The organism is Enterobacter sp. fkY84-1, assembly GCF_052974705.1.
The window spans coordinates 1,528,455-1,554,088 of sequence record NZ_CP169393.1 but is presented as its reverse complement, the minus strand read 5'-3'; the positions used below and the strand labels follow the sequence as shown (position 1 = coordinate 1,554,088).

The window sequence follows — 25,634 nt, the reverse complement described above, 5'->3', positions numbered from 1 at the left end:
GTAATCGCTAAAGCTTAACACATTCCTTTTTCAGGGCGTGCCTGTTTCCCAGCCACTTCGACAGGATGTAAACAATCCATCAGGTACCCGGCCCAGCGTCACGTCGTCGGCCCCCTGCCAGCGCGCGAATTCGCTAATGGCGGACGTTAACCCTTTTTCCAGGCTCGCCATCACCCTGACGCCCTCTTGCAAATAAAGCGCAATGATTTCAAGCGTGCCGGTCTTGCGATGCATTTTGGCATCCATGCGCCCGACCAGCTGCCCCTTATGCAGGAGCGGTAAAACAAAGTAGCCATACTGGCGCTTTGGGGCCGGGGTATAACATTCCAGCCGGTAGCTGAAATCAAAGAGCTGCTCGGCGCGTTTTCTGTCCCAGACGACCGGGTCGAAAGGCGACAATACCGCGCTGTGGGTCGCCTGCAGTTTCCCCTCCAGGGCCTGAGGCAATAGCGGGAGGAGATCCGCATGTAGCCACATTTCGCCCAGCGTTTCCACGGTAACGGGAATGACGCGCTGTTCGCGTTGCCACATGTCCAGCAGCGGTTTCAGCGCGGGCTGGCGCAGGCGATAGTAATCTGCCAGCCATTGCGAGCGAAAAATCCCCAGACTACGGGCGCTGTTTTCTAACATAATGGCCTCAGCCGCCTCCTGGGTAAGCAGGTCGCGCTCGTCGTCCCAGTGGGGCATCACGCGATGCGTGAGGTCGTAGACGCGCTGAAAATTACGCCGCTCAATCACCATGACTTTGCCTGAGGTAAACAGGCCTTCGAGATGACGCTTGTGCGGCTTCCACTCCCACCAGCCACTTGTACCTTTGCGCGGGTGTTCAAAATCGGCGGAGCGTACAGGACCGTTTTCCTGAATATGCGCGATGAGCTGCTCTATTTCAGCCGCATGTTCCTGCATCCACGCCTGCCGGTATTTCCAGCCCATCTTTTCCGGCGCAAGCATACGGTGACGCACAAGGGCAAAATCGCTGCGGGGAAGGAAGCAGGCTTCGTGCGCCCAGTACTCCATCAACTCCCCCTTGCTGAGCGCCTCATCCAGCCACTGAGAAGGATAGCTCCCCAGGCGGCTGAACAGCACCAGGTAAGGGCTACGTGCCACAATATTAATGGTATCGATCTGGAGTAGCGACATGCGCTGTACGGTAGATAGAATATCGGCAGGCTGCGCGCGACGGCGGGGCTTTTTGAGCAGCCCCTGCGCGGCAAGGTGGAGATTACGTGCGGCTGAGAGCGAGAGTTGCGGTAAAGACATGCGTTTTCCTGTCAGTCAAAGCGCCACCAGAACCGCGTAAGCCTTTAGTGCACCAACGCAATCAGTTCCTTGAGCAAATGTTCCGGCTGCTCACCGCTGAGTTCGGCGTCAACCGGCAGATACCACCAGTTATCTTTCGCAAAGGCGCGGCATTTCACCGCATCTTTTTCGGTCATGATCAGCGTCTGCCCGGGTACGGTCAGGGCAGCGACCTGCCCTTCCACCAGCGCCTGGTGGTCGGCCAGCGGAACGCGTTTTTCCAGCCGGGCACCACACTGTTCCAGCGTCGCGAAGAAGCGCGGCGGATGACCAATGCCCGCCATCGCTACCAGTGAAGGAAGCTCTGAAACCGACCGGCGTTCACCCGTCACCAGGTTGATTGCCAGACCCGGCTGCAGGTGCATCGGGATTTCACCCGTTTTCGCCTCACCACCGTTCACGATCACCGCATCCACGGACTTCAGACGCGAAGCGCGTTCGCGCATGGGTCCGGCAGGTAACCACCAGCCGTTCCCAAAACGGCGAACCCCGTCGATGACCACAATCTCTTTATCTCGCGCCAGGGCATAATGCTGCAGACCATCGTCAGTGATAATGATCTGTACCGCATGTTCGGCAAGCAGGGCCCGGACGGCATCGCTGCGCACCGGGGAGACCGCAACAGGGGCGCCAGTACGCTGGAAAATCAATACCGGTTCATCACCCGCTTCAGCCGTCGTGGTTTCCGCTGTCAGCAACAGCGGGTAATGCGCCGCTTTACCACCATATCCCCGCGATACCACGCCCGGGCGTATACCGCGCTTTTGCAACTGCTCCACCAGCCAGATCACCACCGGCGTTTTGCCGTTACCGCCCGCCGTAAGATTACCGACAACCACAACGGGCACCGGCGCGCGCCAGGCCCGCTTCACCCCAAGACGATAAAGCAGACGGATAATGCCGCTCACCAGGCCGTAGAGCCAGGAGAGCGGCAAAAGCAGCAGCCACAGCGGGGATTCACCGGACCAGATGCGTGCAATCATTCGCCGAACTGCATCTTATGAAGCTGAGCGTAAACGCCGCGGTGTTCCAGCAGATCAGCATGGCTTCCGCGTTCAACAATGACCCCATCCTCAACCACGACGATTTCATCAGCCTGCTCGATAGTCGACAGACGGTGCGCAATCACCAGCGAGGTGCGGTTCTTTTGCAGCTCATCCAGCGCCGACTGAATCGCGCGTTCAGATTCCGTATCCAGCGCAGAGGTCGCTTCGTCCAGGATTAGGATCGGGCTGTCGCGCAGCAGCGCTCGGGCAATGGCGATACGCTGACGCTGCCCACCGGAGAGCAGTACACCGTTCTCGCCGATGATGGTATCCAGACCGTTATCCATCTTGTTGATAAAGTCCATCGCGTAGGCCATACGTGCGGCGTTCTCAATCTGCTCGCGGCTGTACTCTTCAGTGCGTGCATAAGCAATATTGTTTGCCACGGTATCGTTGAACAGGTGCACGTTCTGGGAGACCAGCGCCACCTGGTTACGGAGCGACTGCAGGGTATACTCCCGCAGATCGTGACCGTCTAACAGAATTTCACCTTCGTCAATGTCGTAGAAACGGGTGATCAGGCTGGCAATGGTCGATTTACCCGAGCCGGAACGGCCTACCAGCGCAACGGTTTTCCCCGCCGGAATGGTCAGGTTGATATTGCGCAGAGCCGGTGTTTCGCGGCCAGGATAGGTAAAGGTCACATTGCGGAACTCAACGTCGCCGTTCGCGCGCTCAATGACGCGTTTGCCTTCATCTTTTTCCTGTTCGGAATCCAGAATGCTGAACAGGGTCTGACAGGCCGCCATCCCACGCTGGAACTGGGCGTTGACGTTTGTCAGTGATTTCAGCGGACGCATCAGGGCGATCATTGAGGAGAAGACCACGGTGATGGTACCCGCCGTCAGCGTCTCCATGACGCTCGGGAAGCTTGCCGCATACAGAACGAACGCCAGCGCCAGTGAGGCAATCAGCTGAATAATCGGGTCGGAGATAGAAGAGGCCGAGACCATTTTCATCCCCTGCAGACGCATTTTGTTGCTCACTTTATCAAAGCGTTTGGTTTCAACGTCCTGACCACCAAAAATCAGCACTTCTTTATGCCCTTTCAGCATCTGCTCTGCGCTGGTAGTCACCTGCCCCATCGTATTCTGCATATTCTTGCTGATATTACGGAAGCGTTTTGAGACGACGCGGATAGCAATAGAAACCACAGGTGCCAGAACGATAAGGATGAGCGACAGCTGCCAGCTGTAGTAGAACATCATCACGAACAGGCCGATAATCGACGCGCCCTCGCGCACAACCGTAATCAGCGCGCTGGAAGAGGAAGAGGCAACCTGCTCGGAGTCGTAGGTGATCCGCGACAGCAGCGTCCCGGTTGACTGCTTGTCAAAGAACGCAACCGGCATGCCCATCATGTGACTGAACAGCCGACGGCGCATGGTCATCACTACTTTCCCGGATACCCAGGAAATGCAGTAGCTGGAGATATAGCTGGTGATACCGCGTAAGATCATCAGTCCGATAACCACCAGAGGCATCCATAGCAGCACTGAGCGATCCGTTTTACCAAAACCGTCGTCCAGTAACGGTTTGAGAAGCGATAGCATAAAGGTATCGCTGGCTGCGTTGAGGATTAACGCTACACCCGCCACGATCAAGCCTGCTTTAAAAGGGGCAATCATCGGCCAGAGTCGGCGGAACGTTTGCCACGTGGAGAGATCTTTGTCGTTATGCATTCAAAAAACCAGCATTGTTGAAATAGCCGCATATTCTACCCGTTATCGACGGGCGCGCCAAACCACTGATGATACCAACGTGGTAAAATTTGCTCTCGCAAGCGCCGGATTTGCCAGTGATGTTGCGAGAATGTCACCGATATTTGTCCTGAATGAGGGGTATCGTGCCAGATATACCCCTCTTTTCGATAACGTCGAACGACTTTTGCCGACGGGAAATGCCATGCGTTATAGCGGGCCGCAGAATCCAGGGCGATCTGTCCTTCCACCCGCTGTACCAGCGGCAATGAAGACGAGGTATTGCTGCCATGATGGGGGACCTGTATGAGCGTGGCCCTCAGATGACGCCAGTAATGGCTAAGCATAGCCTGTTCCGCCTGCACTTCAATGTCCCCTGTTAGCAGAACGCTTTGCTCCCCGTCGTCCACCTTTACCACACAGGAATGGTTATTCCCCTGGGCCGGGTAATTTTCAGGAGGCCAGTGGACGGTGAAGGTTAATCCCTGCCATTCCCATTTCTGCCCACGAAAACAAGGGCGGTGCCCCGTCCTGCGTAACGGGCTTCTTACCCATATATCCGGCCATGCTTTTTGCAACGACGCGAGGCCTCCTGCATGGTCGAGGTGTTCATGACTGAGAATCACTCCTTCTGGCCGTAGGTGATGCCAGCGAAGCCAGGGAATAATTAACCGCTGCGCGCTGTCTCCGCCCGGCCAGGCGAGCCCGGTATCAAAGAGAATGGCTTTTCCCTGCCTTTCAATCACCATGGACAGCCCCTGCCCCACGTCCAGCATATGCAGCGTCCAGCTCTCGCTTTTTTCCGCTCGCCAGAGGGGAAATGTCAGCAGGACACTGCCTGCAAGACAAACGGCAGGAACGGTTTTCCAGGCACGAAAACGCCAGGCAATAATACTCAACCACGGCAGTAATGCCATGATTTGCCAGCGTTGATCGACATTCTGCCAGCCATCTGGCAGGCGCATCAGTAGCCAGAAGAGTCCCGCAAGCGACTTATCGGCGGCAAACCAGATGGCACTTTCTACCGCAGCCAGCGGTAGCAAATGGAGCAGCATACCGAGCAGGATCAGCGGGACGGAGACAAACGTTACCAGGGGAACGGCAAAGAGATTCGCGACCAGGGAGGAGAAGCTGAAGCCATGGAAAATCAGAACCTGTAACGGCATGAGCAGCAGCAACATCCCGACCTGCAGATAAATCAGGTTCAGTAGCGGCCGCATCCGTCGTGTCCAATTCCAGTCGGGAAAAGGCAGCCACTGAAACCAGAAAATCAGCGCGGCGACGGCAAAGGCTGACAGAACCAGACTCTGCGAAAGTACGGCCAGGGGATCGTTAATCAGTATCGCCGCGATGCAGCAGCTCCAAACCTGCCAGGGAGACCATTGACGGCCAGTAATCCGCAACAGAGCAAGCACCGCAAGGGCGATGATCGTCCTCAGCGCAGGCGGTTGCAGGCCCGTAAGCCAGGCGTAGAAAGCAGCAAAGAACAACCCGGCAAGGAGAGGCATTTGCCAGTGGACGCGGTGGCTGGGTAATAAAAACTGGAGTCCACGTGCAAGTAACCAGACGAGAGAGGCTGCCAGCGCGATATGCAGACCTGAAATCGCCATCAGATGCAGCGTGCCGGTTTCCCGCATCAGGTCTTTTATTTCACGGGGTACTTCCAGGCGTTCTCCCATCCCAAGCCCCAGGATAACCGCCCCCCAGCGGTAAGCCGACAGTCGGTTTTGCAGCGACATCAGATATTGCGCTCGCAGGCTGCAGCGCCCGTCGACGATCTCCGCACGGGTGAAGCGCCCGCTCAGCGTTTGATGTCGGGCAAAAGCGCTGCGCTGAGCATCATAACCGCCGTCGTTGAGTTCGCCGTGTGCAGGCCTGAGCCTGAGCGTCACGCTCCAGCGCTGCCCTGCACACGCCTTTTGCGGCAGATAATTGCCATACAGCGTTACGCCGGTAGAGGCCCACCAGCGCTTGCCATTGACGCTTAGAATGCTTCCCTGATGTTGAGTGGCGCCGTCGGTCGCGGTGAGCTCTATCTCAGCCTGCACGGCCCCCGTTGTTAAATGCTGCATCGGCCAGATGCTCTCCTGCGCGGCAAAAATGCCCCAGGCACAAAATAACAGCGTCATACCCGCATACTTCAGTCGACTGTTTTGCCATGCAGCAAGCGCTAGCCCGCCAGCCATCATTACCCAAACGGTGTTGGGGGAAGGCAGTTCAGGTAACCAGAGTAACGGAACTATCGCCAGAATGGCGCAGATGCTAAGCGCGGGAATTCCCATTGCTACCTCCCTGTTTCAGGGTGGCAGTATGCAAGCAGGCTGAGCGGTCGTCAGGTGTGAAGAATACGATTTACGGCAAGCGCAGCAAGGTATTTAACGGGTTGCAGAAAACGAAACGGAAAATGCGGGGCACCTTGAGAAAGAAAGCGACAGCGACAAAAAAAGCACCCGCAGGTGCTTTCTTTCGAACCCAGTTTAACCGGCTGGCTAAACTCAGTTGCCGTAAATATTGGCGCGATCGCGCAGTTCTTTACCCGGCTTAAAGTGTGGAACGTACTTACCTTCCAGCTCGACTTTATCGCCAGTTTTCGGGTTACGCCCGGTACGTGGAGCACGATAGTGCAGAGAAAAACTACCGAAACCGCGGATTTCAATGCGCTCGCCCTGGGCAAGAGTGGAGGCCATATGCTCCAGCATCTCTTTTACGGCATCTTCCACTGCCTTGGCAGGGATATGCGGTTGCTGACTGGCAAGTCTTTCAATCAATTCTGACTTGGTCATGATTCCTCCGGTTCCTTTCAAACCAATTAGCTGAACAGCTCATTAAACAAGGGCGGCCGTAGCCGCCCTTTGTTATTGATTACAGGACGAATCCTGTAATCTGTCAAGTTTGCTCCTCATCCTTCGCGCTGTAAATGCGTTACAGCGCAAATGATGCTGAGAACCTGATATTACTCGCCTTTAGCTGCTTTGAAAGCTTCAGCCATTGCGTTGTTAGAGAAGTTTGCATCTTCCTGTTTGTTAACAGTTGCGATTGCATCTTTCTCATCAGCTTCGTCTTTAGCACGAACAGACAGGCTGATTGCACGGTTCTTACGGTCAACACCGGTGAACTTAGCTTCAACGTCGTCGCCTACGTTCAGAACCAGAGTGGCATCTTCAACGCGGTCACGGGAAGCTTCAGAAGCGCGCAGGTAACCTTCAACGCCGTCAGCCAGTTCTACGGTTGCGCCTTTCGCGTCAACTGCAGTCACTTTACCGTTTACGATTGCGCCTTTCTTGTTCAGTGCAACCCAGTTGTTGAACGGATCTTCTGCGAGCTGTTTAACGCCCAGGGAGATACGCTCACGCTCTGCGTCAACCTGCAGAACAACTGCAGCGATTTCGTCGCCTTTTTTGTATTCACGAACTGCTTCTTCGCCTGCAACGTTCCAGGAGATGTCAGACAGGTGAACCAGGCCATCGATGCCGCCGTCCAGGCCAATGAAGATACCGAAGTCAGTGATAGACTTGATTTTACCTTCAACACGGTCGCCCTTGTTGTGGGTTTCCGCGAACTGCTGCCATGGGTTGTTTTTGCACTGCTTCAGGCCCAGGGAGATACGACGACGTTCTTCGTCGATATCCAGAACCATCACTTCCACTACATCACCAACGTTAACAACTTTGGATGGGTGGATGTTTTTGTTGGTCCAGTCCATTTCGGAAACGTGCACCAGACCTTCAACGCCTTCTTCGATTTCAACGAAGCAGCCGTAGTCAGTCAGGTTGGTTACGCGACCAGTCAGTTTAGTCCCTTCTGGGTAACGCTTAGCGATAGCTACCCATGGATCTTCGCCCAGCTGTTTCAGGCCGAGGGATACACGAGTACGCTCGCGGTCGAACTTCAGCACTTTAACAGTGATTTCGTCGCCCACGTTCACGATTTCGCTTGGGTGCTTAACGCGTTTCCACGCCATGTCGGTGATGTGCAGCAGGCCATCAACGCCGCCCAGGTCAACGAATGCGCCGTAGTCAGTGAGGTTCTTAACGATACCTTTGACTTCCATGCCTTCCTGCAGGTTTTCCAGCAGCTGATCGCGTTCTGCGCTGTTTTCGGATTCGATAACGGCACGACGGGAAACAACAACGTTGTTACGCTTCTGGTCCAGCTTGATTACTTTGAACTCAAGCTCTTTGCCTTCCAGGTGCAGGGTGTCACGAACTGGACGAACGTCTACCAGAGAACCTGGCAGGAACGCACGAATACCATTCAGCTCAACAGTGAAGCCACCTTTAACTTTGCCGTTGATAACACCGACCACAGTTTCAGCTTCTTCGTAAGCTTTTTCCAGCGTGATCCATGCTTCGTGACGTTTCGCTTTCTCACGAGAAAGCAGGGTTTCACCGAAGCCGTCTTCTACTGCGTCCAGAGCAACGTCAACTTCGTCGCCAACCTGGATTTCCAGCTCGCCCTGGGCGTTTTTGAACTGCTCTGCCGGAATGGCGGACTCAGATTTCAGACCGGCGTCAACCAGTACTACGTCTTTGTCGATAGCAACAACAACACCGCGAACGATGGAACCCGGGCGGGTTTCGATTTCTTTTAAGGATTCTTCAAACAGTTGAGCAAAAGATTCAGTCATGTTTAATCTTCAGGTTAATATTAACGTCCACCTGGCTCCGTGCCGGATGGGGTTGTTTCACATACCCGCCGTCAATCCATTGCAGCGGGGGTACTGCTAAATCGGTCGCGATTACGCGAGTGCCAGTTTTTGGCGCGCATATTGTAGCGCTTTTTCAATCACTTGCTCAATAGTTAAACTGGTTGAATCCAGAACTAATGCATCTTCTGCTGGAACAAGTGGGGCGACGGCGCGGTTACGATCGCGGTCATCGCGCTCTTTTATCTCGGATAAAAGGCGATCAAAGTTAACACTAAACCCCTTTTCCTGCAACTGAAGCATGCGGCGTTGAGCGCGTTCTTCCGAAGAGGCGTCAAGGAAAATTTTCACAGGTGCATCAGGGAATACCACGGTTCCCATATCGCGTCCGTCCGCGATCAAACCCGGGGCCTCACGGAACGCGCGCTGACGGCGTAACAGCGCCTCACGAACGCGCGGGAAGGCCGCTACCTGAGAGGCCGCATTCGCCACTTCCTGAGTACGGATTTCCCCGCTCACGTCTTCCCCTTCAAGGATGACTTCCAGGTTGCCATTGGTCGACACGAAACGCACATCAAGATGCGCAGCCAGCGGAACTAGCGCTTCTTCTGACGCCACGTCCACATGATGATGCAGCGCAGCCAGGGCCAGCACGCGATAGATTGCTCCCGAATCTAAAAGATGCCATTGCAATGCTTCCGCCATCGCTTTGCACAGAGTCCCTTTCCCTGCGCCACTCGGCCCGTCAATGGTGATTACCGGGGCAATTGCCGTCATCTTTTTCTCCTTAAATAAGGCATACCGTTTACATGAACGCCGCGCATTATACGCGTCAACGTGCGCAACTGTTACCTTTGCGTGCAAATTACGGATTGATTGAAGCAGAGTGTAGAAGAAATGAACGGAAGTGTTCGTCAGGAAGCGTAAGGAAATGCCGCATCAGGTGATGCGGCAAGCGTCATCAGGCCAGCGTGCTAATGCGTGCCAGCTGTTCAAAGTAGTCCGGGAACGTTTTCGCCGTACATTTCGGATCGAGAATGGTCACAGGCGTGTCGGACAGTGCCACCAGCGAGAAGCACATCGCCATACGGTGATCGTTGTAGGTGCCGATCTCGGCAACCTGCAGTTTTGCAGGAGGCGTGACGCGAATGTAGTCTTCGCCCTCTTCCACCTCAGCACCGACCTTACGCAGTTCGGTCGCCATCGCAAACAGACGGTCAGTCTCTTTTACGCGCCAGTTGTAGATGTTACGCAGCGTGGTGGTGCCTTTTGCAAACAGCGCCGCCGTGGCAATGGTCATCGCCGCATCCGGAATATGGTTCATGTCCATGTCGATGGCCTTCAGCTCGCCGTGAGTACAGGAAATGAAGTCATCACCCCAGGTCACAACCGCGCCCATTTTTTCCAGCACGTCCGCAAAACGAATGTCACCCTGCACGCTGTTGCGACCAATACCGGTCACCTTCACGGTACCGCCTTTGATCGCGCCTGCAGCCAGGAAGTAAGATGCCGACGAGGCGTCGCCTTCAACAAGATAGCTGCCCGGAGACTGGTACTGCTGCGCCCCACGCACGACAAAACGCTGATAAGACTGGTTTTCCACCTCAACGCCGAAGGTTTTCATCAGGTGCAGCGTGATATCAATATACGGTTTGGAGACCAGCTCACCTTTAATCGTGATAACCGTATCCTGCGGCGCCAGCGGCGCGGTCATCAGCAGTGCGGTCAGGAACTGGCTGGAGACGCTGCCGTCAACCTCGACGTGACCGCCGGTAAAGCCCCCGCGCAGACGCAGTGGCGGATAATTTTCCTGCTCCAGATACTCGATCTGCGCACCGCCCTGACGCAGGGCATCCACCAGATGGCCAATCGGACGCTCTTTCATGCGCGGCTCGCCGGTCAGCACAATGTTGTTGCGCCCCAGACACAGGGCCGCCGCCAGCGGACGCATCGCGGTACCCGCGTTGCCCAGAAACAGCTCAAGCTCTTCCCCCGTCTGCAGCGCGCCGCCGTTGCCGGTCACTTCGCAGCGGGTACGATCGTCGGAGAGAGTGTAATGAACGCCCAACGCTTTCAGCGCATTGAGCATATGGCGCACGTCATCGCTGTCCAGCAGGTTTGTAAGGACGGTGGTGCCGTTTGCCAGTGCTGCCAGCAGCAGAGCGCGGTTCGAGACACTTTTTGAACCAGGCAGATTAATGGTGCCATCTACCCGCGCGATAGGTTGTAACGTCAGGGATTCCATGAAAACTTAACTCTCAACTCAACATAATAAAAACCCCGCAGCAGGGCTACGGGGGTGAAAACAGCGCGATTAACCGTGGCGACGTTCGAAGTCGATCATGAAATCGGTCAGCGCTTTAACGCCTTCCAGCGGCATCGCGTTATAGATGGAGGCACGCATGCCGCCCACGACACGGTGACCTTTCAGCGCGTGCAGGCCGGCCGCGAAGGACTCTTCCAGGAACACTTTATCCAGGTTGCTGTCCGCCAGCTGGAACGGCACGTTCATGCGGGAACGGTTAGCTTTCGCCACGTCGTTGCGGTAGAAATCGCTCTTGTCGATGACGCCATACAGCAGTTCGGCTTTCTGTTGATTCACTTTGTCCATCTGCGCCACGCCGCCGTTTTGCTTCAGCCATTTGAAGACCAGGCCGGAGAGGTACCAGGCAAACGTCGGTGGGGTGTTGAACATAGAATCGTTGTCGTTCAGCACGGTGTAATCAAGAATGGACGGGCACGATGTATGCGCTTTACCCAGCAGGTCTTCACGCACGATAACAATCGTCAGGCCTGCAGGGCCGATATTTTTCTGCGCGCCCGCGTAGATCACGCCATAACGGCTGACGTCAATTGGTGCAGAAAGAATGGTGGAGGAGAAGTCAGCGGCAACCACGACGTCTTTACCGAAGTTCGGCGTCTCGTCGATGGCAATCCCGTCAATGGTTTCGTTCGGGCAGTAGTGAAGATAGGCGGCGTTATCAGAAAGCTGCCACTCGCTCATAGGCTTCACGGCGCGCAGGCCGTCAACGGTCACTTTGGCATCGATAACATTCGGCGTGCAGTATTTATGCGCTTCTTTAACGGCGCTTGCCGCCCAGTAACCCGCGTCAACGTAGTCAGCCGTCGTTTTGTCACCGAGGATATTCAGCGGTACGCCTGCAAACTGACCGCGCCCGCCGCCGTGACAGAACAATACTTTGTAGTTCGAGGGAATATTCAGCAGATCGCGAAAATCCTTTTCTGCCTCTTCCGCCACCTGAATAAACTCTTTACCCCGGTGGCTGATTTCCATCACCGACGTTCCCAGACCGTTCCAGTCACAAAGTTCCTGTTGAGCCTGTTTAAGCACGTCTGCCGGTAACATTGCCGGACCTGAACTGAAATTAAAGACTTGAGCCATTTCCCCTCACCACGCTAAAAGCCATAAGTTATAACTGTGGATATCGGTTTTATCATTCAGTGACACGCGCCGCAATGTCTAAAACTTATGACCCGTGAAATGTGCCCCGCGTCACACAAAACAATCTGCCGCCTCGCCAGGACAAAACCGACAAAATGGCTGTCAGGTGATGCGTTTAGCCCGGCTAACCTTCGTCCATTCCGGATTTGCACAGCGGGGGCATAATTGACGATCCCCCGGCTGCATCGCGACGACATGGCTACATCTCACGCAGGCATACTCGCCTGACTCAGGTACGGTTCTGAAACGCTCGATCAGCATATCCGGCAGGATGCACAGTCCCGGCCTCACCTCATCGTCAGAATAGTAATAGACGCTAATTTGCCCGTTAGTTTCCATGATCGCCAGACGCACCTGCCCGAGCTGTTCCACGCTGTTGAGGCGTAGCTCCATAAAGAACTCAAACTCGGTCATATTGGCGCTCTGAACGTTTTCCCAGGCCAGCTGACCGTCCTCGACGATAACGACCGGCTTCCCTTCAAGCAGATCTTCCAGCTTTTCACTTTTCGACATCAGCCACATGACAAGGCGGTAAAGCAGCGCCAGGGTGACAAAAACAATGAAGACCGGCACCATCGGCACATCATCATAGAAGGCGACATCCCCCGCCGCGGAACCCAGCGTCAGGATGATCAACACTTCAAAAAGCGACATCTGCCGCACGCCGCGACGACCGGTGATTTTAAGAAACAGGAAGACCAGAACGAAGGTATACAGACTACGCAGCGCCACTTCGCCTAAAAATTCAGGAGGGACTTTATCAAACGCCATCCGCTGGAGATCGAATGCTTTCATTTTTCTATGCCTTAACAGTGAGTTACTGACAATAAGCATAGCCCAGTCTTTTATTTTCGCCGGAGATAGCACCCGTCACACAAAACCCGTATCATTGCGCGCTTTACGTACGATAAAAGTGAACGCCATGACTCAAACGTTTATCCCCGGCAAAGACGCCGCTCTGGAAGATTCCATCGCTCGCTTCCAGCAGAAACTGACCGACCTGGGTTTTAACATCGAAGAAGCCTCCTGGCTCAATCCGGTGCCTCATGTCTGGTCTGTGCATATTCGCGATAAAGACTGTGCCCTGTGCTTTACCAACGGTAAAGGCGCGACAAAAAAAGCGGCACTGGCCTCCGCGCTGGGTGAGTATTTTGAGCGTCTGTCCACCAACTATTTCTTCGCTGACTTCTGGCTGGGCGAAACCATTGCCAACGGCCCGTTCGTTCACTATCCGAACGAAAAATGGTTCCCGCTGACCGAAGACGATGAACTGCCGGAAGGAATTCTCGACGCGCGCCTGCGTGCCTTCTACGATCCGGAAAACGAACTGACCGCCAGCATGCTGATCGATCTGCAGTCTGGCAACGACGATCGCGGTATTTGTGCCCTGCCGTTTACCCGTCAGTCTGACGAGCAGACCGTCTATATCCCGATGAACATCGTCGGCAACCTGTATGTGTCTAACGGCATGTCCGCCGGTAACACCCGCAATGAAGCGCGCGTGCAGGGGCTGTCTGAAGTCTTCGAGCGTCATATCAAAAACCGCATTATTGCCGAATCCATCAGCCTGCCTGAAATTCCGGCAGAGGTGCTGGCGCGCTACCCGGGCGTGGTGGAATCCATCGCCAAGCTGGAAGCAGAAGGTTTCCCAATCTTTGCGTATGACGGCTCGCTGGGCGGCAAGTATCCGGTGATCTGCGTCGTGCTGTTTAACCCGACCAACGGCACCTGCTTCGCCTCCTTCGGCGCGCACCCGGACTTCGGCGTGGCGCTGGAGCGTACCGTTACCGAGCTGCTCCAGGGCCGTAGCCTGAAAGATCTCGACGTGTTTACGCCGCCAACGTTTGACGATGAAGAAGTGGCCGAGCATACCAACCTCGAAACCCACTTCATCGATTCCAGCGGCTTAATTTCCTGGGATATGTTCAAGCAGGACGCGGACTATCCGTTCGTGGACTGGAGCTTTGCCGGTACCACGGAAGAAGAGTTCGCGACGCTGATGGCGATCTTTAACGCGGAAGACCAGGAAGTGTACATTGCCGACTACGAGCACCTGGGCGTTTACGCGTGCCGCATCATCGTGCCTGGCATGTCTGATATCTATCCGGCGGAAGATCTGTGGCTGGCGAACAACAGCATGGGCGCGCATCTGCGTGAAACGCTGCTGGCTCTGCCGGGCAGCGAATGGGAGAAAGAGGATTATCTGAACCTGATCGCCCAGCTGGACGAAGAAGGCCATGATGATTTCACCCGCGTACGCGAACTCCTGGGCCTGGCGACCGGTAAAGACAACGGCTGGTACACCCTGCGCATCGGTGAGTTGAAAGCGATGCTGGCCCTGGCGGGCGGCGATCTGGATCAGGCCCTGGCCTGGACCGAGTGGACCATGGAGTTCAACCAGTCGGTCTTCTCTGCCGAGCGCACCAACTATTACCGCTGCCTGCAAACCCTGCTGCTGCTTGCACAGGAAGAGGATCGCGAACCGCTGCAATACCTGAATGCTTTCGTGCGAATGTACGGCGCTGAGGCCGTTGAAGCAGCCAGCGCAGCCCTGAGCGGCGAAGCGCCGTTCTATGGCCTGCAGGCTGTTGATAGCGATCTGAAAGCCTTCCCGGCGCATCAGTCGCTGCTGAAGGCCTACGAAAAGCTGCAGAAAGCAAAAGCCGCTTACTGGTCAAAATAAGCGCACATAACATTACCAGCAGTAGGCGTATTCAATCGTCTGGGCTATATTACGGGGCAATTTCATTGCCCCTTTTTTTATTTCCTTCGGCAATGATTGTTGATTGTAATAATAAAGTTAAACACGGGTAAATATAATAATATTGATCTGGGCTTTACTGTTACTTTTTATGGTTAATACTCCATATTAATTAACTGATAAAGAGGTGGCCGAACGAAAAAATTCAACTCTTTTCATAACTTTTAAAATTTATTTTTATACGGATAATCAAATACTTACTCCGCATTTGCTGTAAATCCATACACATTGCGGGCCTATAAGCCAGGCGAGATATGATCTATATCAATTTCTCTTCTATAATGCTTTGTTAGTATCTCGTCGCCGACTTAATAAAGAGAGAGTTAGTGTGAAAGCTGACAACCCTTTTGATCTTTTACTCCCTGCTGCGATGGCCAAAGTTGCCGAAGAAGCAGGTGTCTATAAAGCAACGAAACACCCGATGAAGACGTTCTATCTGGCGATCACGGCTGGTGTGTTCATCTCTATCGCTTTCGTCTTCTACATCACCGCCACTACCGGTACTGCCGGAATGCCTTTCGGCATGGCCAAACTGATTGGCGGCATTTGTTTCTCACTGGGTCTGATTCTTTGCGTTATTTGCGGCGCCGACCTCTTCACCTCAACGGTGCTGATTGTCGTGGCAAAGGCGAGCGGAAGAATTACCTGGGGTCAGCTGGCACGTAACTGGCTTAATGTTTACGTGGGTAACCTGGTTGGCTGTCTGCTCTTTGTTTTGTTGATGTGGCTTTCTGGCGAGTACATGACCGCCAACGGTGGTTGGGGCCTTAACGTCCTGCAAACTGCCGACCACAAAATGCACCACACATTTATCGAAGCCGTTGCTCTCGGCATCCTCGCGAACCTGATGGTCTGCCTGGCTGTATGGATGAGCTACTCGGGTCGTAGCCTGATGGACAAAGCCTTAATTATGGTTCTGCCGGTTGCGATGTTCGTTGCCAGCGGCTTTGAGCACAGTATCGCGAATATGTTCATGATCCCAATGGGCATTGTTATCCGCGACTTTGCGAGCCCGGAGTTCTGGACCGCAGTTGGTTCATCCCCGGAAAGTTTCTCTCACCTGACTATTATGAATTTCATTACTGATAACCTGATCCCTGTCACTATCGGGAACATTATCGGTGGGGGTCTGTTAGTTGGGTTGACATACTGGGTCATTTACCTGCGTGGCGACGATCATCATTGATGGTTTTCTCAGGCAGTAAATAAAAAATCCACTTAAGAAGGTAGGTGTTACATGTCCGAGCTTAATGAAAAGTTAGCCACAGCCTGGGAAGGTTTTGCGAAAGGTGACTGGCAGAATGAAGTAAACGTACGTGACTTCATTCAGAAAAACTATACCCCGTATGAAGGTGACGAATCCTTCCTGGCTGGCGCAACTGACGCGACCACCAAGCTGTGGGACAGCGTAATGGAAGGCGTTAAACTGGAAAACCGCACTCACGCGCCAGTTGATTTTGACACCTCCGTTGCTTCCACCATCACTTCTCACGATGCTGGCTATATCAACAAAGCCCTTGAGAAAATCGTTGGTCTGCAGACTGAAGCACCACTGAAACGCGCAATCATCCCGTTCGGTGGTATTAAAATGGTTGAAGGTTCCTGCAAAGCGTATAACCGCGAGCTGGACCCAATGCTGAAAAAAATCTTCACCGAATACCGCAAAACCCACAACCAGGGCGTATTCGATGTTTACACCAAAGACATTCTGAACTGCCGTAAATCTGGCGTTCTGACTGGTCTGCCAGATGCATATGGCCGTGGCCGTATCATCGGTGACTACCGTCGCGTTGCGCTGTACGGTATCGACTTCCTGATGAAAGACAAGTACGCGCAGTTTGTTTCCCTGCAGTCCGATCTGGAAAACGGCGTAAACCTGGAAGCGACTATCCGTCTGCGTGAAGAGATCGCTGAACAGCACCGCGCGCTGGGTCAGATCAAAGAGATGGCTGCTAAATACGGCTGCGATATCTCTGGTCCTGCTACCAACGCTCAGGAAGCTATCCAGTGGACCTACTTCGGCTACCTGGCCGCAGTTAAATCTCAGAACGGCGCAGCAATGTCCTTTGGTCGCGTATCCACCTTCCTGGATGCCTATATCGAACGTGACCTGAAAGCAGGCAAAATCACCGAGCAAGACGCTCAGGAAATGATTGACCACCTGGTCATGAAACTGCGTATGGTTCGCTTCCTGCGTACCCCTGAATACGATGAGCTGTTCTCCGGTGACCCAATCTGGGCAACTGAATCCATCGGCGGTATGGGCGTTGACGGCCGTACTCTGGTGACCAAAAACAGCTTCCGCTTCCTGAACACCCTGTACACCATGGGTCCTTCTCCGGAGCCGAACATCACCGTTCTGTGGTCTGAAAAACTGCCTCTGAACTTCAAGAAATTCGCCGCTAAAGTGTCCATCGACACCTCTTCTCTGCAGTACGAGAACGATGACCTGATGCGTCCGGACTTCAACAACGACGATTACGCTATCGCTTGCTGCGTAAGCCCAATGGTTGTTGGTAAGCAAATGCAGTTCTTCGGTGCGCGTGCAAACCTGGCGAAAACCATGCTGTACGCAATCAACGGCGGCGTTGATGAAAAACTGAAAATGCAGGTTGGTCCTAAGTCTGAGCCGATCAAAGGCGATGTGCTGAACTATGACGAAGTCATGGAACGCATGGACCACTTCATGGACTGGCTGGCGAAACAGTACGTCACTGCGCTGAACGTTATCCACTACATGCACGACAAGTACAGCTACGAAGCCTCTCTGATGGCGCTGCACGACCGTGACGTTATCCGCACCATGGCGTGTGGTATCGCAGGTCTGTCCGTTGCTGCTGACTCCCTGTCTGCAATCAAATATGCGAAAGTTAAACCAATTCGTGACGAAGACGGTCTGGCTATCGACTTCGAAATCGAAGGCGAATATCCGCAGTTTGGTAACAACGATTCTCGCGTTGATGACATGGCGGTTGACCTGGTAGAACGTTTCATGAAGAAAATTCAGAAACTGACTACCTACCGTAACGCTATCCCGACTCAGTCTGTTCTGACCATCACCTCTAACGTTGTGTATGGTAAGAAAACCGGTAACACCCCAGACGGTCGTCGTGCTGGCGCGCCATTCGGCCCAGGTGCAAACCCAATGCACGGTCGTGACCAGAAAGGTGCGGTTGCCTCTCTGACTTCTGTCGCGAAACTGCCGTTTGCTTACGCGAAAGATGGTATCTCTTACACCTTCTCTATCGTGCCAAATGCGCTGGGTAAAGACGACGAAGTGCGTAAAACTAACCTCGCGGGTCTGATGGATGGTTACTTCCACCACGAAGCGTCCATCGAAGGTGGTCAGCACCTGAACGTGAACGTCATGAACCGTGAAATGCTGCTCGACGCGATGGAACATCCTGAGAAATATCCTCAGCTGACCATCCGTGTATCTGGCTACGCAGTACGTTTTAACTCCCTGACGAAAGAACAGCAGCAGGACGTTATCACCCGTACTTTCACTCAGTCCATGTAAGTGGAATTGACTGAAATCACGCGTTAACAAGCGTACAATAAAGGCTCCACGTCAGTGGGGCCTTTTTAGCACCCTCTCCACCTCAGTCTCTTTTGTCCGCTATCTATACTGAATGGATAACAGCCAAAACAGACTTAACACAGCCGGCTTTGAGCTGTGCATACACAGGCCCCGGACGGGCCGATGATGGAGATATCACCGCAATGTCAACTATTGGTCGTATTCACTCCTTTGAATCCTGTGGCACCGTCGATGGCCCGGGTATCCGCTTTATCACCTTTTTCCAGGGCTGCCTGATGCGCTGCCTGTACTGCCATAACCGCGACACCTGGGATACACACGGCGGTAAAGAAGTCACCGTCGACGATCTGATGAAAGAGGTGGTGACCTATCGCCACTTTATGAACGCCTCCGGCGGCGGTGTGACCGCGTCCGGCGGTGAAGCCATTCTTCAGGCTGAGTTTGTCCGCGACTGGTTCCGCGCCTGCCATAAAGAAGGCATTCATACCTGCCTCGACACCAACGGCTTTGTACGTCGCTACGATCCGGTGATTGATGAACTGCTCGAAGTGACCGATCTGGTAATGCTCGATCTCAAACAGATGAATGATGAGATCCACCAGAATCTGGTGGGCGTCTCCAACCACCGCACGCTGGAGTTTGCCAAATACATTGCCGACAAGGGCATCAAAACCTGGATCCGCTACGTGGTTGTTCCTGGCTGGTCAGATGACGACGACTCCGCACACCGCCTGGGAGAATTTACCCGCGACATGGGCAACGTCGAGAAAATCGAGCTTCTGCCCTATCACGAGCTGGGTAAACATAAATGGGTGGCCATGGGTGAAGAGTACAAGCTTGATGGCGTGAAGCCGCCGAAAAAAGAGACGATGGAACGCGTCAAAGGTATTCTTGAACAGTACGGTCACAAAGTGATGTATTAAAGAAAAGGCCCGGTGAGAACCGGGCCTTTTTTATTCTATTTAAAGACGCCGTTAATAACGGAAGTCACAATCGCAGTACTCAGCGCAATTAAGACCAGGTCGTCACCCACTACGCGCCATTCGTAGCCGGGATAGGAAGGAAGCTGGTCCAGCATTGAGGCCGGAACGGCCTTCTTCGCAATACCCGGAGGCAGTGGTTTACCGCGCGCCAGGTTTTTTGCGATCCCCGGGGGCAGTGACTTATAGCCCGTTAAGCCGTAATTCACGGCCAGATGACGGACATGATCGAAGCTCACGCGAGCATCAACGTCATTACCGACATCTTTGCTGTTTTTGAAGTTCTTATCCGATTTTCCAGGGTTATCCTGTCCGCTATTTTGCTTATTACCATGGTTACCGGAGTTACCAGAATTCCCGTTACCATGATTGCCGCCATTACCTTGTCCGCCACCGTTTCCGTGACCACCGCCGTTCCCGTTGCCAGGATTAGCCATGACCGGAGCCGTTGCAAACGTTAAAGACAACACTACGGCAAGTGCGGTAGTGGAAAAACGACGTATAGACATGATTGTTGCCTTTTAGTGGTAGAACTCATTTGAATTATCGCCAGGCGGGAAAAACAAACAATACGTAAAAGTCTTATATGTGACAGGGACAAAAAAGCCTGTCGATGACAGGCTTTTATTTAATCAGGCGTGTGCCACAGGCGTTGGATGTTCGCCCGCTTTACGCAGAAGCATTAAGAGATAAATAAACGACACGCTGGCGATCATGATAAACAGTAAATTGTCGGAATAATTTTGCATCAGCATCGCGGTAAACGTCGGCCCTAATAAACTGCCGATGGTATAGCTCAGTAACAGCGCCTGGTTCATTGCCACGAGCTGGTGATGTTCAACTTTCTCACAGGCCCACGCCATCGCGACCGGATAAAGCGTGAAACCTGCCGCTCCAAGAATAAACAGCGCAGGTGCCATCGCGGCATTGCTGAGCATGGCGAGGCATCCCATGATCACCACGAAGACCTGAACGCGCAGCACCAGCAGACGGCCAAAGCGATCAGCCAGACGGCCTATTGGCCATTGTCCAACAATACCCGCACTCACCATCACCGCCATCCAGAAGCCAATTCCGGAGTCGCTGACGCCCTGATGGTTCAGATAAAGCGGCATCAGGCCATAGAGCGAGCCCAGTACAATCCCCGAGATAATGCAGCCGTTAACGCCCAGACGCGCCTGACGCAGCCTCAGCATGGGCCAGACATGGGTTGCTTCCTGGTGTTCACTGTTCTGGTTCACAATGCGGGTAAAGAGCAGCGGCAGGATTGCGGCCAGCACCATGCCCGTTACCCACGGCAGAACGCTCATCAGGTCGGTTGGCAGCTTGCTCACCATCAGTTGTCCCAGCACGGTGCCGACATAGTAAACCATCATGTAGGCAGCCAGCAGGCGTCCGCGGTTGCGGGAGGTGCCGCTGCACATCAGCGCACTTTCAACGACCACCCAAATCATCGCGCAGCCAACACCGGCGATAAAGCGCCATGCCATCCAGCTCCAGAAGCCGACCATCAGGCCCAGCCCCGCACATCCGGCGGCGAAAATCAGCGAGGCCAGATAATAGCTGCGGTTAAAGCCAAAGCGCTTAATCAGGCTCCCGGTCACCAGCGTTCCAAGAAGGTTGCCGGTAAAAAAGGACGAGCTGACCATACCCACCTGCCAGGTCGGTAAGTTTTCATGGGCGAGCCACAGCGGGACGAGCGTATTTAACACTGCGATCGCCAGGGTCAACAAAAGCAGGCCACAGAGCAACAGCAGCACTGGCCGGGTATAGGTGGTCATGGATTAAAAACCGCGAGGAAGTTCAGATTTCGTGCGCATCATGCCACTGGCAAAAACAAAGTCAATCCACTGATTTAGCCGCCTCGCACAATATGTTCCCTGTCGATTTAAAAAACTTATCCTGCTAATGCCACGCCTGCTATAGATATTAATTATGTCTCTGTTTTCATTTATTAATGGGGAAAATTAAAACAAAACGACAGTCGAAAAATTTCATTATCGAAAAAAGAAAAAGCCGGGCACTCTGGCCCGGCTTGATATAACCAAATGAAACGTTAACTGGCGACAGCCATACCAACGGTCATATGCAACCCGTAGAACACGCCGCGACCAATCAGTTCACCCGCCAGTACCAGCACAAAAGCCAGTGACAGCAGCGGCAGTGCCGGCTGATAACCTTTGAGCTGAGGGGCAATCCAGAATACCAGCGCGGCGACCAGCAGAACGATACGCCAGGCCATCAGCGCACCGTAGTCCGGCACCAGGGCAGAGGCCTGCTGAATAGAGCTGTGAAGGGTTGCCAGTTCAGAACCCTGCATCAGGGCGACTATCGCACTCACTACCAGCGCCAGCAGCGAAACAGCGGGCAGCAGACGCATTGCCCATCCGTCGACACCCGCCACGCGCAGCAGCAGGTAGCCCAGCAGCGGCCCGCCGATAAACATCGTCAGGAAGAAGCTCATTGGCGTCCAGACGCTGTACCAGGTGGGGACGGTATCGATGGTGTTATAGACACGTATCATCATCCACACGAACACCACGCCCAGCACCATGGTCACAATCAGCCACAGGCTGCGCAGACCCGCAGGCAACTTCTTCATAGCGGCCAGCAGCCAGCCCAGCCCACCGACGGCAAAGAAAATAGCGCCACTGGCAATCTCGTTACTCAGTGATGAGGCCCCCACGCGGTTCAGAGAGTTAAACGCGCGCATCGGCGAACCCAGGTGCAGCGTTGAGGCGATAAAGCCGATCCCCATTAGCACCCACAGGCCAAACATGCTCAACACTAAACGCTGCTGCTGTTCAGCATTGAGACGACCTTTCAATAACGCCAGCGCGAGCACAATGAAGCCGCCCGCTACGCACTGACCAAAGACCGTGAAGATCATCAGCGGCCATTCATGCCATCCACTTCCCATCTCACACCTCCTTCGGATTTGCCAGGTAGCCGGTGGTGTCACCTGTAGGACGGCTGTTGGCGTTAGGTTTAATCACAATACTCGGCTTCGTGAAGTGCGCAGACGGCAGCGGTGCCACGGCGGCAAGCTGACCGTGTTTTTGACGCAGCTCTTCAATCGGGCCGAAGTCCAGCGCGCGCAGCGGACAGGACTCGACGCAAATCGGCTTTTTGCCATCCGCTACGCGGGTGTGGCAGCCGTCGCATTTGGTCATGTGGCCTTTAGCGGCGTTGTACTGCGGCGCGCCGTACGGACAGGCCATATGGCAGTAACGACAGCCAATGCAGACATCTTCATCCACCACCACAAAACCGTCTTCGCGCTTGTGCATCGCCCCGCTCGGGCAGACTTTTGTACAAGCGGGATCTTCACAGTGGTTACAGGCAATTGACAGGTAATACGCAAAGACATTCTGATGCCAGACGCCGTTATCTTCCTGCCAGTCGCCCCCGGCGTATTCGTAGATGCGACGGAAGCTCACGTCCGGCGTCAGGTCTTTGTAATCTTTGCAGGCCAGCTCGCAGGTTTTGCACCCGGTACAACGGCTGGAATCAATAAAAAATCCATACTGAGTTGTCATCGGTTACTCCTTAAACCTTTTCAACCTGGACAAGGTTAGTGTGGGATGGGTTACCCTTCGCCAGCGGCGACGGACGCTGTGTGGTCAGTACGTTAATACTGCCTGCCTGGTCGATGCGGTTGGCATCCGGGCTGTACCAGGCCCCTTCCCCTAACGCCACCACGCCGGGCATCATGCGCGGGGTGACTTTGGCTTCAATATGCACCTCGCCTCGACCGTTGAAGATGCGCACGCGATCGCCATTGCTGATGCCGCGCGCTTTCGCGTCCATCGGGTTGATCCACATCTCCTGGCGGCAGGCGGCTTTCAGCACGTCGACGTTACCGTAGGTGGAGTGAACACGCGCTTTGTAGTGGAAACCGGTCAATTGCAGCGGGAATTTCGCCGTCAGCGGATCGTTATAGTTTTCAAAGCCCGGCGTGTAGATCGGCAGCGGATCGATAACATCCCCTTCCGGCAGCTCCCAGGTGGAGGCGATTTTTGCCAGCTCTTCAGAATAGATTTCGATTTTGCCCGACGGCGTGGTCAGCGGGTTCGCCTGCGGATCTTCACGGAATGCTTTGTACGCCACGTGGTGTCCTTCCGGATCGCGCTGTTTGTACATCCCCTGCTTGCGGAAGGTATCAAAGTCAGGGAGGTCAGGAATCGCCTTACGGGAGAGTTCATGCAGATGGCGCATCCACCCTTCCTGAGTACGCCCCTCGGTGAACTGCTGCTCAACGCCTAGACGTTTCGCCAGCTCAGAGGTCATTTCATAAATGGTTTTGCACTCGAAGCGCGGTTTAATCGCCTGGTCGGTAAAGATCACGTAGGACATGTTGCCGCAGGAGGCGTCCAGCGCGAAATCCATCTGCTCAGAGGCGGTGCAGTCCGGCAGCAGGATATCGGCATATTTTGCCGAGGAGGTCATGTGGCAGTCGATCACCACAATCATCTCGCACTTCTTGTCGTCCTGCAGGATTTCATGGGTGCGGTTGATTTCAGAGTGCTGGTTGATGAGACAGTTACCGGCATAGTTCCAGATCATCTTGATCGGCACGTCCAGCTTGTCCTTACCGCGAACGCCGTCGCGCAGGGCGGTCATTTCCGGGCCACGTTCAATCGCATCGGTCCACATAAACATGGAAATGCTGGTCTGAACCGGGTTATCCAGCGTTGGCATACGTTCAAACGGCACTTCATATGAGCCTTCACGCGCGCCGGTGTTACCGCCGTGAATACCGACGTTGCCGGTCAGAATGGAGAGCATGGAAATGGCACGGGTCGCAATTTCACCGTTCGCATGACGCTGCGGGCCCCAGCCCTGGCTAATGTAGGCTGGTTTGGCTGAGCCAATCTCACGCGCCAGCTGAACGATACGCTCTGCCGGGATGCCGGTGATGGTGGACGCCCACTCCGGCGTTTTTGCCACGCCGTCGCTACCCTGACCGAGAATGTAAGCTTTGTAATGTCCGTTTGCCGGTGCGCTGGCTGGCAGGGTTTTCTCGTCATAGCCGACGCAGTATTTATCCAGGAAAGGCTGATCGACGAGGTTCTCGGTGATCATCACCCACGCCAGCGCTGAGACCAGGGCCGCATCGGTACCCGGACGTATTGGGATCCACTCGTCTTCACGTCCGGCACCGGTGTCGGTATAGCGCGGATCGATGATGATCATGCGGGCATTGGATTTGGCGCGCGCCTGTTCGAGGTAGTAGGTTACTCCACCACCGCTCATGCGGGTTTCACCCGGGTTGTTACCGAACAGCACGACCAGCTTGCTGTTTTCGATATCTGACGGGCTGTTGCCGTCCGCCCAGCCGCCGTAGGTGTAGTTCAGGCCAGCTGCGATCTGCGCCGAGGAGTAGTCGCCATAGTGATTGAGATAACCGCCGCAGCAGTTCATCAGGCGCGCCACCAGCGTTTTCCCCGGCGGCCAGGAACGGGTCAGCGTGCCGCCGAGCGTCCCGGTACCGTAGTTCAGGTAGATGGATTCGTTGCCGTACTCTTTAATAAGGCGCTGCATATTGGTGGCGATGATGTCGTAGGCTTCATCCCAGCTAATCCGCTCGAACTTCCCTTCCCCACGCTTACCGACACGCTTCATCGGATATTTCAGGCGGTCCGGATTATAGACGCGGCGACGCATGGAGCGACCACGCAAACACGCACGAACCTGATGTAACCCTTCGTAGTTATCGTCCCCGGTATTGTCGGTTTCGACATATTTAATTTCGCCATCCACCACATGCATACGCAGCGGACAACGGCTACCGCAGTTAACGGTACAGGCACTCCACACCACTTTTTCCGGCGAAGTGGCCGGAGACAGAGCATCTGCCGCCGAAGCCAGTCGGGTAAAAGGGAGCGTGAAGGCACTACTGGCTACAGCCAGGCCGCCTATTGCCGTGGTTTTCATCAACCCACGGCGAGTGACCTCGGCAGCCATTAATGCTTCAGGCGCGTTGATTTTCATAGAGACTCACTTTGGTTGCTCACAAAGAAAAGAGAGGCGGCGCAAACCGCTATGTAGTTTTATATATAACGAATATTATCGTTATCAGCTTTTTATGCTGACTTTCATTCGAAGGAGTATTACTACTTTAGAGGGAGAGGTTATTGCGTCGCATCAAACCAAAGGCATAAAAAAAGCGCCCTGAGGCGCTTTTTTGTTTTAAGAC

At 54.2% G+C, this 25,634-nt stretch carries 19 protein-coding genes; 4 read left to right on the top strand and 15 right to left on the bottom strand.

Translation table 11 applies throughout. The annotated features are described in order from the left end of the window. Positions 1–30 precede the first annotated feature (30 nt). From ACEPLT_RS07250 to ACEPLT_RS07205, 10 genes are all read right to left on the bottom strand, one after another. Positions 31–1,260 (bottom strand): winged helix-turn-helix domain-containing protein, encoded by a 1,230-nt coding sequence (locus ACEPLT_RS07250; protein ID WP_063615873.1) that lies wholly within the window; start codon positions 1,258–1,260, stop codon positions 31–33. A 44-nt stretch (positions 1,261–1,304) separates the two neighbouring features. Then, positions 1,305–2,282, bottom strand: a complete 978-nt coding sequence (lpxK, locus tag ACEPLT_RS07245) for a tetraacyldisaccharide 4'-kinase (RefSeq protein WP_063615872.1) — start codon at positions 2,280–2,282, stop codon at positions 1,305–1,307. Next, positions 2,279–4,027, bottom strand: coding sequence for a lipid A ABC transporter ATP-binding protein/permease MsbA (msbA, locus tag ACEPLT_RS07240; RefSeq protein ID WP_008499963.1), 1,749 nt, complete (start codon positions 4,025–4,027; stop codon positions 2,279–2,281). Before msbA ends, lpxK begins: the two co-directional genes overlap by 4 nt. A gap of 35 nt (positions 4,028–4,062) precedes the next feature. Continuing rightward, positions 4,063–6,327 carry a ComEC family protein gene (locus tag ACEPLT_RS07235; RefSeq protein WP_063615871.1) on the bottom strand — a complete coding sequence of 755 codons (2,265 nt, stop codon included), beginning with the start codon at positions 6,325–6,327 and terminating at the stop codon, positions 4,063–4,065. 213 nt (positions 6,328–6,540) lie between these two features. Beyond that, positions 6,541–6,828, bottom strand: a complete 288-nt coding sequence (gene ihfB, locus ACEPLT_RS07230; protein ID WP_008499965.1) for an integration host factor subunit beta — start codon at positions 6,826–6,828, stop codon at positions 6,541–6,543. 170 nt (positions 6,829–6,998) lie between these two features. Next, positions 6,999–8,672: a 30S ribosomal protein S1 gene (rpsA, locus tag ACEPLT_RS07225; protein ID WP_008499966.1), complete on the bottom strand. Its 1,674-nt coding sequence runs from the start codon at positions 8,670–8,672 to the stop codon at positions 6,999–7,001. A gap of 111 nt (positions 8,673–8,783) precedes the next feature. Continuing rightward, a complete protein-coding gene (gene cmk / locus ACEPLT_RS07220) occupies positions 8,784–9,467 on the bottom strand; it encodes a (d)CMP kinase (protein WP_008499967.1) in 684 nt (227 codons plus the stop codon). A 184-nt stretch (positions 9,468–9,651) separates the two neighbouring features. Beyond that, the gene (aroA, locus tag ACEPLT_RS07215) at positions 9,652–10,935 is read right to left on the bottom strand and encodes a 3-phosphoshikimate 1-carboxyvinyltransferase (protein ID WP_008499969.1); all 1,284 of its coding nucleotides are present in this window, start codon (positions 10,933–10,935) and stop codon (positions 9,652–9,654) included. Positions 10,936–11,004: 69 nt separating this feature from the next. Further along, entirely contained in the window at positions 11,005–12,093 is a 1,089-nt protein-coding gene (serC, locus tag ACEPLT_RS07210; RefSeq protein ID WP_021240877.1) for a 3-phosphoserine/phosphohydroxythreonine transaminase, read from the bottom strand. 162 nt (positions 12,094–12,255) lie between these two features. Next, positions 12,256–12,948 (bottom strand): DUF421 domain-containing protein, encoded by a 693-nt coding sequence (locus ACEPLT_RS07205; protein WP_021240878.1) that lies wholly within the window; start codon positions 12,946–12,948, stop codon positions 12,256–12,258. 127 nt (positions 12,949–13,075) lie between these two features. Between ACEPLT_RS07205 and ycaO the strand changes: the two genes are divergently transcribed. The 4 genes from ycaO to pflA all read left to right on the top strand — a co-directional run bounded on the left by ycaO (position 13,076) and on the right by pflA (position 19,378). Further along, positions 13,076–14,836 (top strand): 30S ribosomal protein S12 methylthiotransferase accessory factor YcaO, encoded by a 1,761-nt coding sequence (ycaO, locus tag ACEPLT_RS07200; RefSeq protein ID WP_023292885.1) that lies wholly within the window; start codon positions 13,076–13,078, stop codon positions 14,834–14,836. A gap of 406 nt (positions 14,837–15,242) precedes the next feature. Then, positions 15,243–16,100, top strand: coding sequence for a formate transporter FocA (gene focA, locus ACEPLT_RS07195; RefSeq protein ID WP_008499974.1), 858 nt, complete (start codon positions 15,243–15,245; stop codon positions 16,098–16,100). Positions 16,101–16,151: 51 nt separating this feature from the next. After that, a complete protein-coding gene (gene pflB / locus ACEPLT_RS07190; protein WP_008499975.1) occupies positions 16,152–18,434 on the top strand; it encodes a formate C-acetyltransferase in 2,283 nt (760 codons plus the stop codon). Positions 18,435–18,637: 203 nt separating this feature from the next. Further along, positions 18,638–19,378: a pyruvate formate lyase 1-activating protein gene (pflA, locus tag ACEPLT_RS07185; RefSeq protein WP_008499976.1), complete on the top strand. Its 741-nt coding sequence runs from the start codon at positions 18,638–18,640 to the stop codon at positions 19,376–19,378. A 35-nt stretch (positions 19,379–19,413) separates the two neighbouring features. On the opposite strand, the gene ACEPLT_RS07180 is transcribed toward pflA, so the two are convergent. The 5 genes from ACEPLT_RS07180 to dmsA form a co-directional block, all read right to left on the bottom strand. Beyond that, positions 19,414–19,944 (bottom strand): anti-virulence regulator CigR family protein, encoded by a 531-nt coding sequence (locus tag ACEPLT_RS07180; RefSeq protein WP_023292887.1) that lies wholly within the window; start codon positions 19,942–19,944, stop codon positions 19,414–19,416. A gap of 123 nt (positions 19,945–20,067) precedes the next feature. Beyond that, positions 20,068–21,216: an MFS transporter gene (locus ACEPLT_RS07175; protein WP_008499979.1), complete on the bottom strand. Its 1,149-nt coding sequence runs from the start codon at positions 21,214–21,216 to the stop codon at positions 20,068–20,070. Positions 21,217–21,491: 275 nt separating this feature from the next. Further along, positions 21,492–22,355, bottom strand: a complete 864-nt coding sequence (locus tag ACEPLT_RS07170; protein ID WP_063453234.1) for a dimethyl sulfoxide reductase anchor subunit family protein — start codon at positions 22,353–22,355, stop codon at positions 21,492–21,494. Position 22,356: 1 nt separating this feature from the next. After that, the gene (locus ACEPLT_RS07165) at positions 22,357–22,974 is read right to left on the bottom strand and encodes a DMSO/selenate family reductase complex B subunit (RefSeq protein ID WP_021240882.1); all 618 of its coding nucleotides are present in this window, start codon (positions 22,972–22,974) and stop codon (positions 22,357–22,359) included. 10 nt (positions 22,975–22,984) lie between these two features. Continuing rightward, entirely contained in the window at positions 22,985–25,429 is a 2,445-nt protein-coding gene (gene dmsA, locus ACEPLT_RS07160; protein WP_046092255.1) for a dimethylsulfoxide reductase subunit A, read from the bottom strand. Positions 25,430–25,634 lie beyond the last annotated feature (205 nt).

What these genes read in the sequence shown, in the direction of transcription:
- ycaO (WP_023292885.1), top strand. Translation starts at nt 13,076, where the DNA reads ATGACTCAAACGTTTATCCCCGGCAAAGACGCCGCTCTGGAAGATTCC.
- serC (WP_021240877.1), bottom strand. Translation starts at nt 12,093, where the DNA reads ATGGCTCAAGTCTTTAATTTCAGTTCAGGTCCGGCAATGTTACCGGCA.
- msbA (WP_008499963.1), bottom strand. Translation starts at nt 4,027, where the DNA reads ATGCATAACGACAAAGATCTCTCCACGTGGCAAACGTTCCGCCGACTC.
- pflB (WP_008499975.1), top strand. Translation starts at nt 16,152, where the DNA reads ATGTCCGAGCTTAATGAAAAGTTAGCCACAGCCTGGGAAGGTTTTGCG.
- rpsA (WP_008499966.1), bottom strand. Translation starts at nt 8,672, where the DNA reads ATGACTGAATCTTTTGCTCAACTGTTTGAAGAATCCTTAAAAGAAATC.
- ACEPLT_RS07175 (WP_008499979.1), bottom strand. Translation starts at nt 21,216, where the DNA reads ATGACCACCTATACCCGGCCAGTGCTGCTGTTGCTCTGTGGCCTGCTT.
- pflA (WP_008499976.1), top strand. Translation starts at nt 18,638, where the DNA reads ATGTCAACTATTGGTCGTATTCACTCCTTTGAATCCTGTGGCACCGTC.
- ihfB (WP_008499965.1), bottom strand. Translation starts at nt 6,828, where the DNA reads ATGACCAAGTCAGAATTGATTGAAAGACTTGCCAGTCAGCAACCGCAT.
- ACEPLT_RS07170 (WP_063453234.1), bottom strand. Translation starts at nt 22,355, where the DNA reads ATGGGAAGTGGATGGCATGAATGGCCGCTGATGATCTTCACGGTCTTT.
- aroA (WP_008499969.1), bottom strand. Translation starts at nt 10,935, where the DNA reads ATGGAATCCCTGACGTTACAACCTATCGCGCGGGTAGATGGCACCATT.
- ACEPLT_RS07180 (WP_023292887.1), bottom strand. Translation starts at nt 19,944, where the DNA reads ATGTCTATACGTCGTTTTTCCACTACCGCACTTGCCGTAGTGTTGTCT.
- ACEPLT_RS07205 (WP_021240878.1), bottom strand. Translation starts at nt 12,948, where the DNA reads ATGAAAGCATTCGATCTCCAGCGGATGGCGTTTGATAAAGTCCCTCCT.
- ACEPLT_RS07235 (WP_063615871.1), bottom strand. Translation starts at nt 6,327, where the DNA reads ATGGGAATTCCCGCGCTTAGCATCTGCGCCATTCTGGCGATAGTTCCG.
- ACEPLT_RS07165 (WP_021240882.1), bottom strand. Translation starts at nt 22,974, where the DNA reads ATGACAACTCAGTATGGATTTTTTATTGATTCCAGCCGTTGTACCGGG.
- cmk (WP_008499967.1), bottom strand. Translation starts at nt 9,467, where the DNA reads ATGACGGCAATTGCCCCGGTAATCACCATTGACGGGCCGAGTGGCGCA.
- lpxK (WP_063615872.1), bottom strand. Translation starts at nt 2,282, where the DNA reads ATGATTGCACGCATCTGGTCCGGTGAATCCCCGCTGTGGCTGCTGCTT.
- dmsA (WP_046092255.1), bottom strand. Translation starts at nt 25,429, where the DNA reads ATGAAAATCAACGCGCCTGAAGCATTAATGGCTGCCGAGGTCACTCGC.
- ACEPLT_RS07250 (WP_063615873.1), bottom strand. Translation starts at nt 1,260, where the DNA reads ATGTCTTTACCGCAACTCTCGCTCTCAGCCGCACGTAATCTCCACCTT.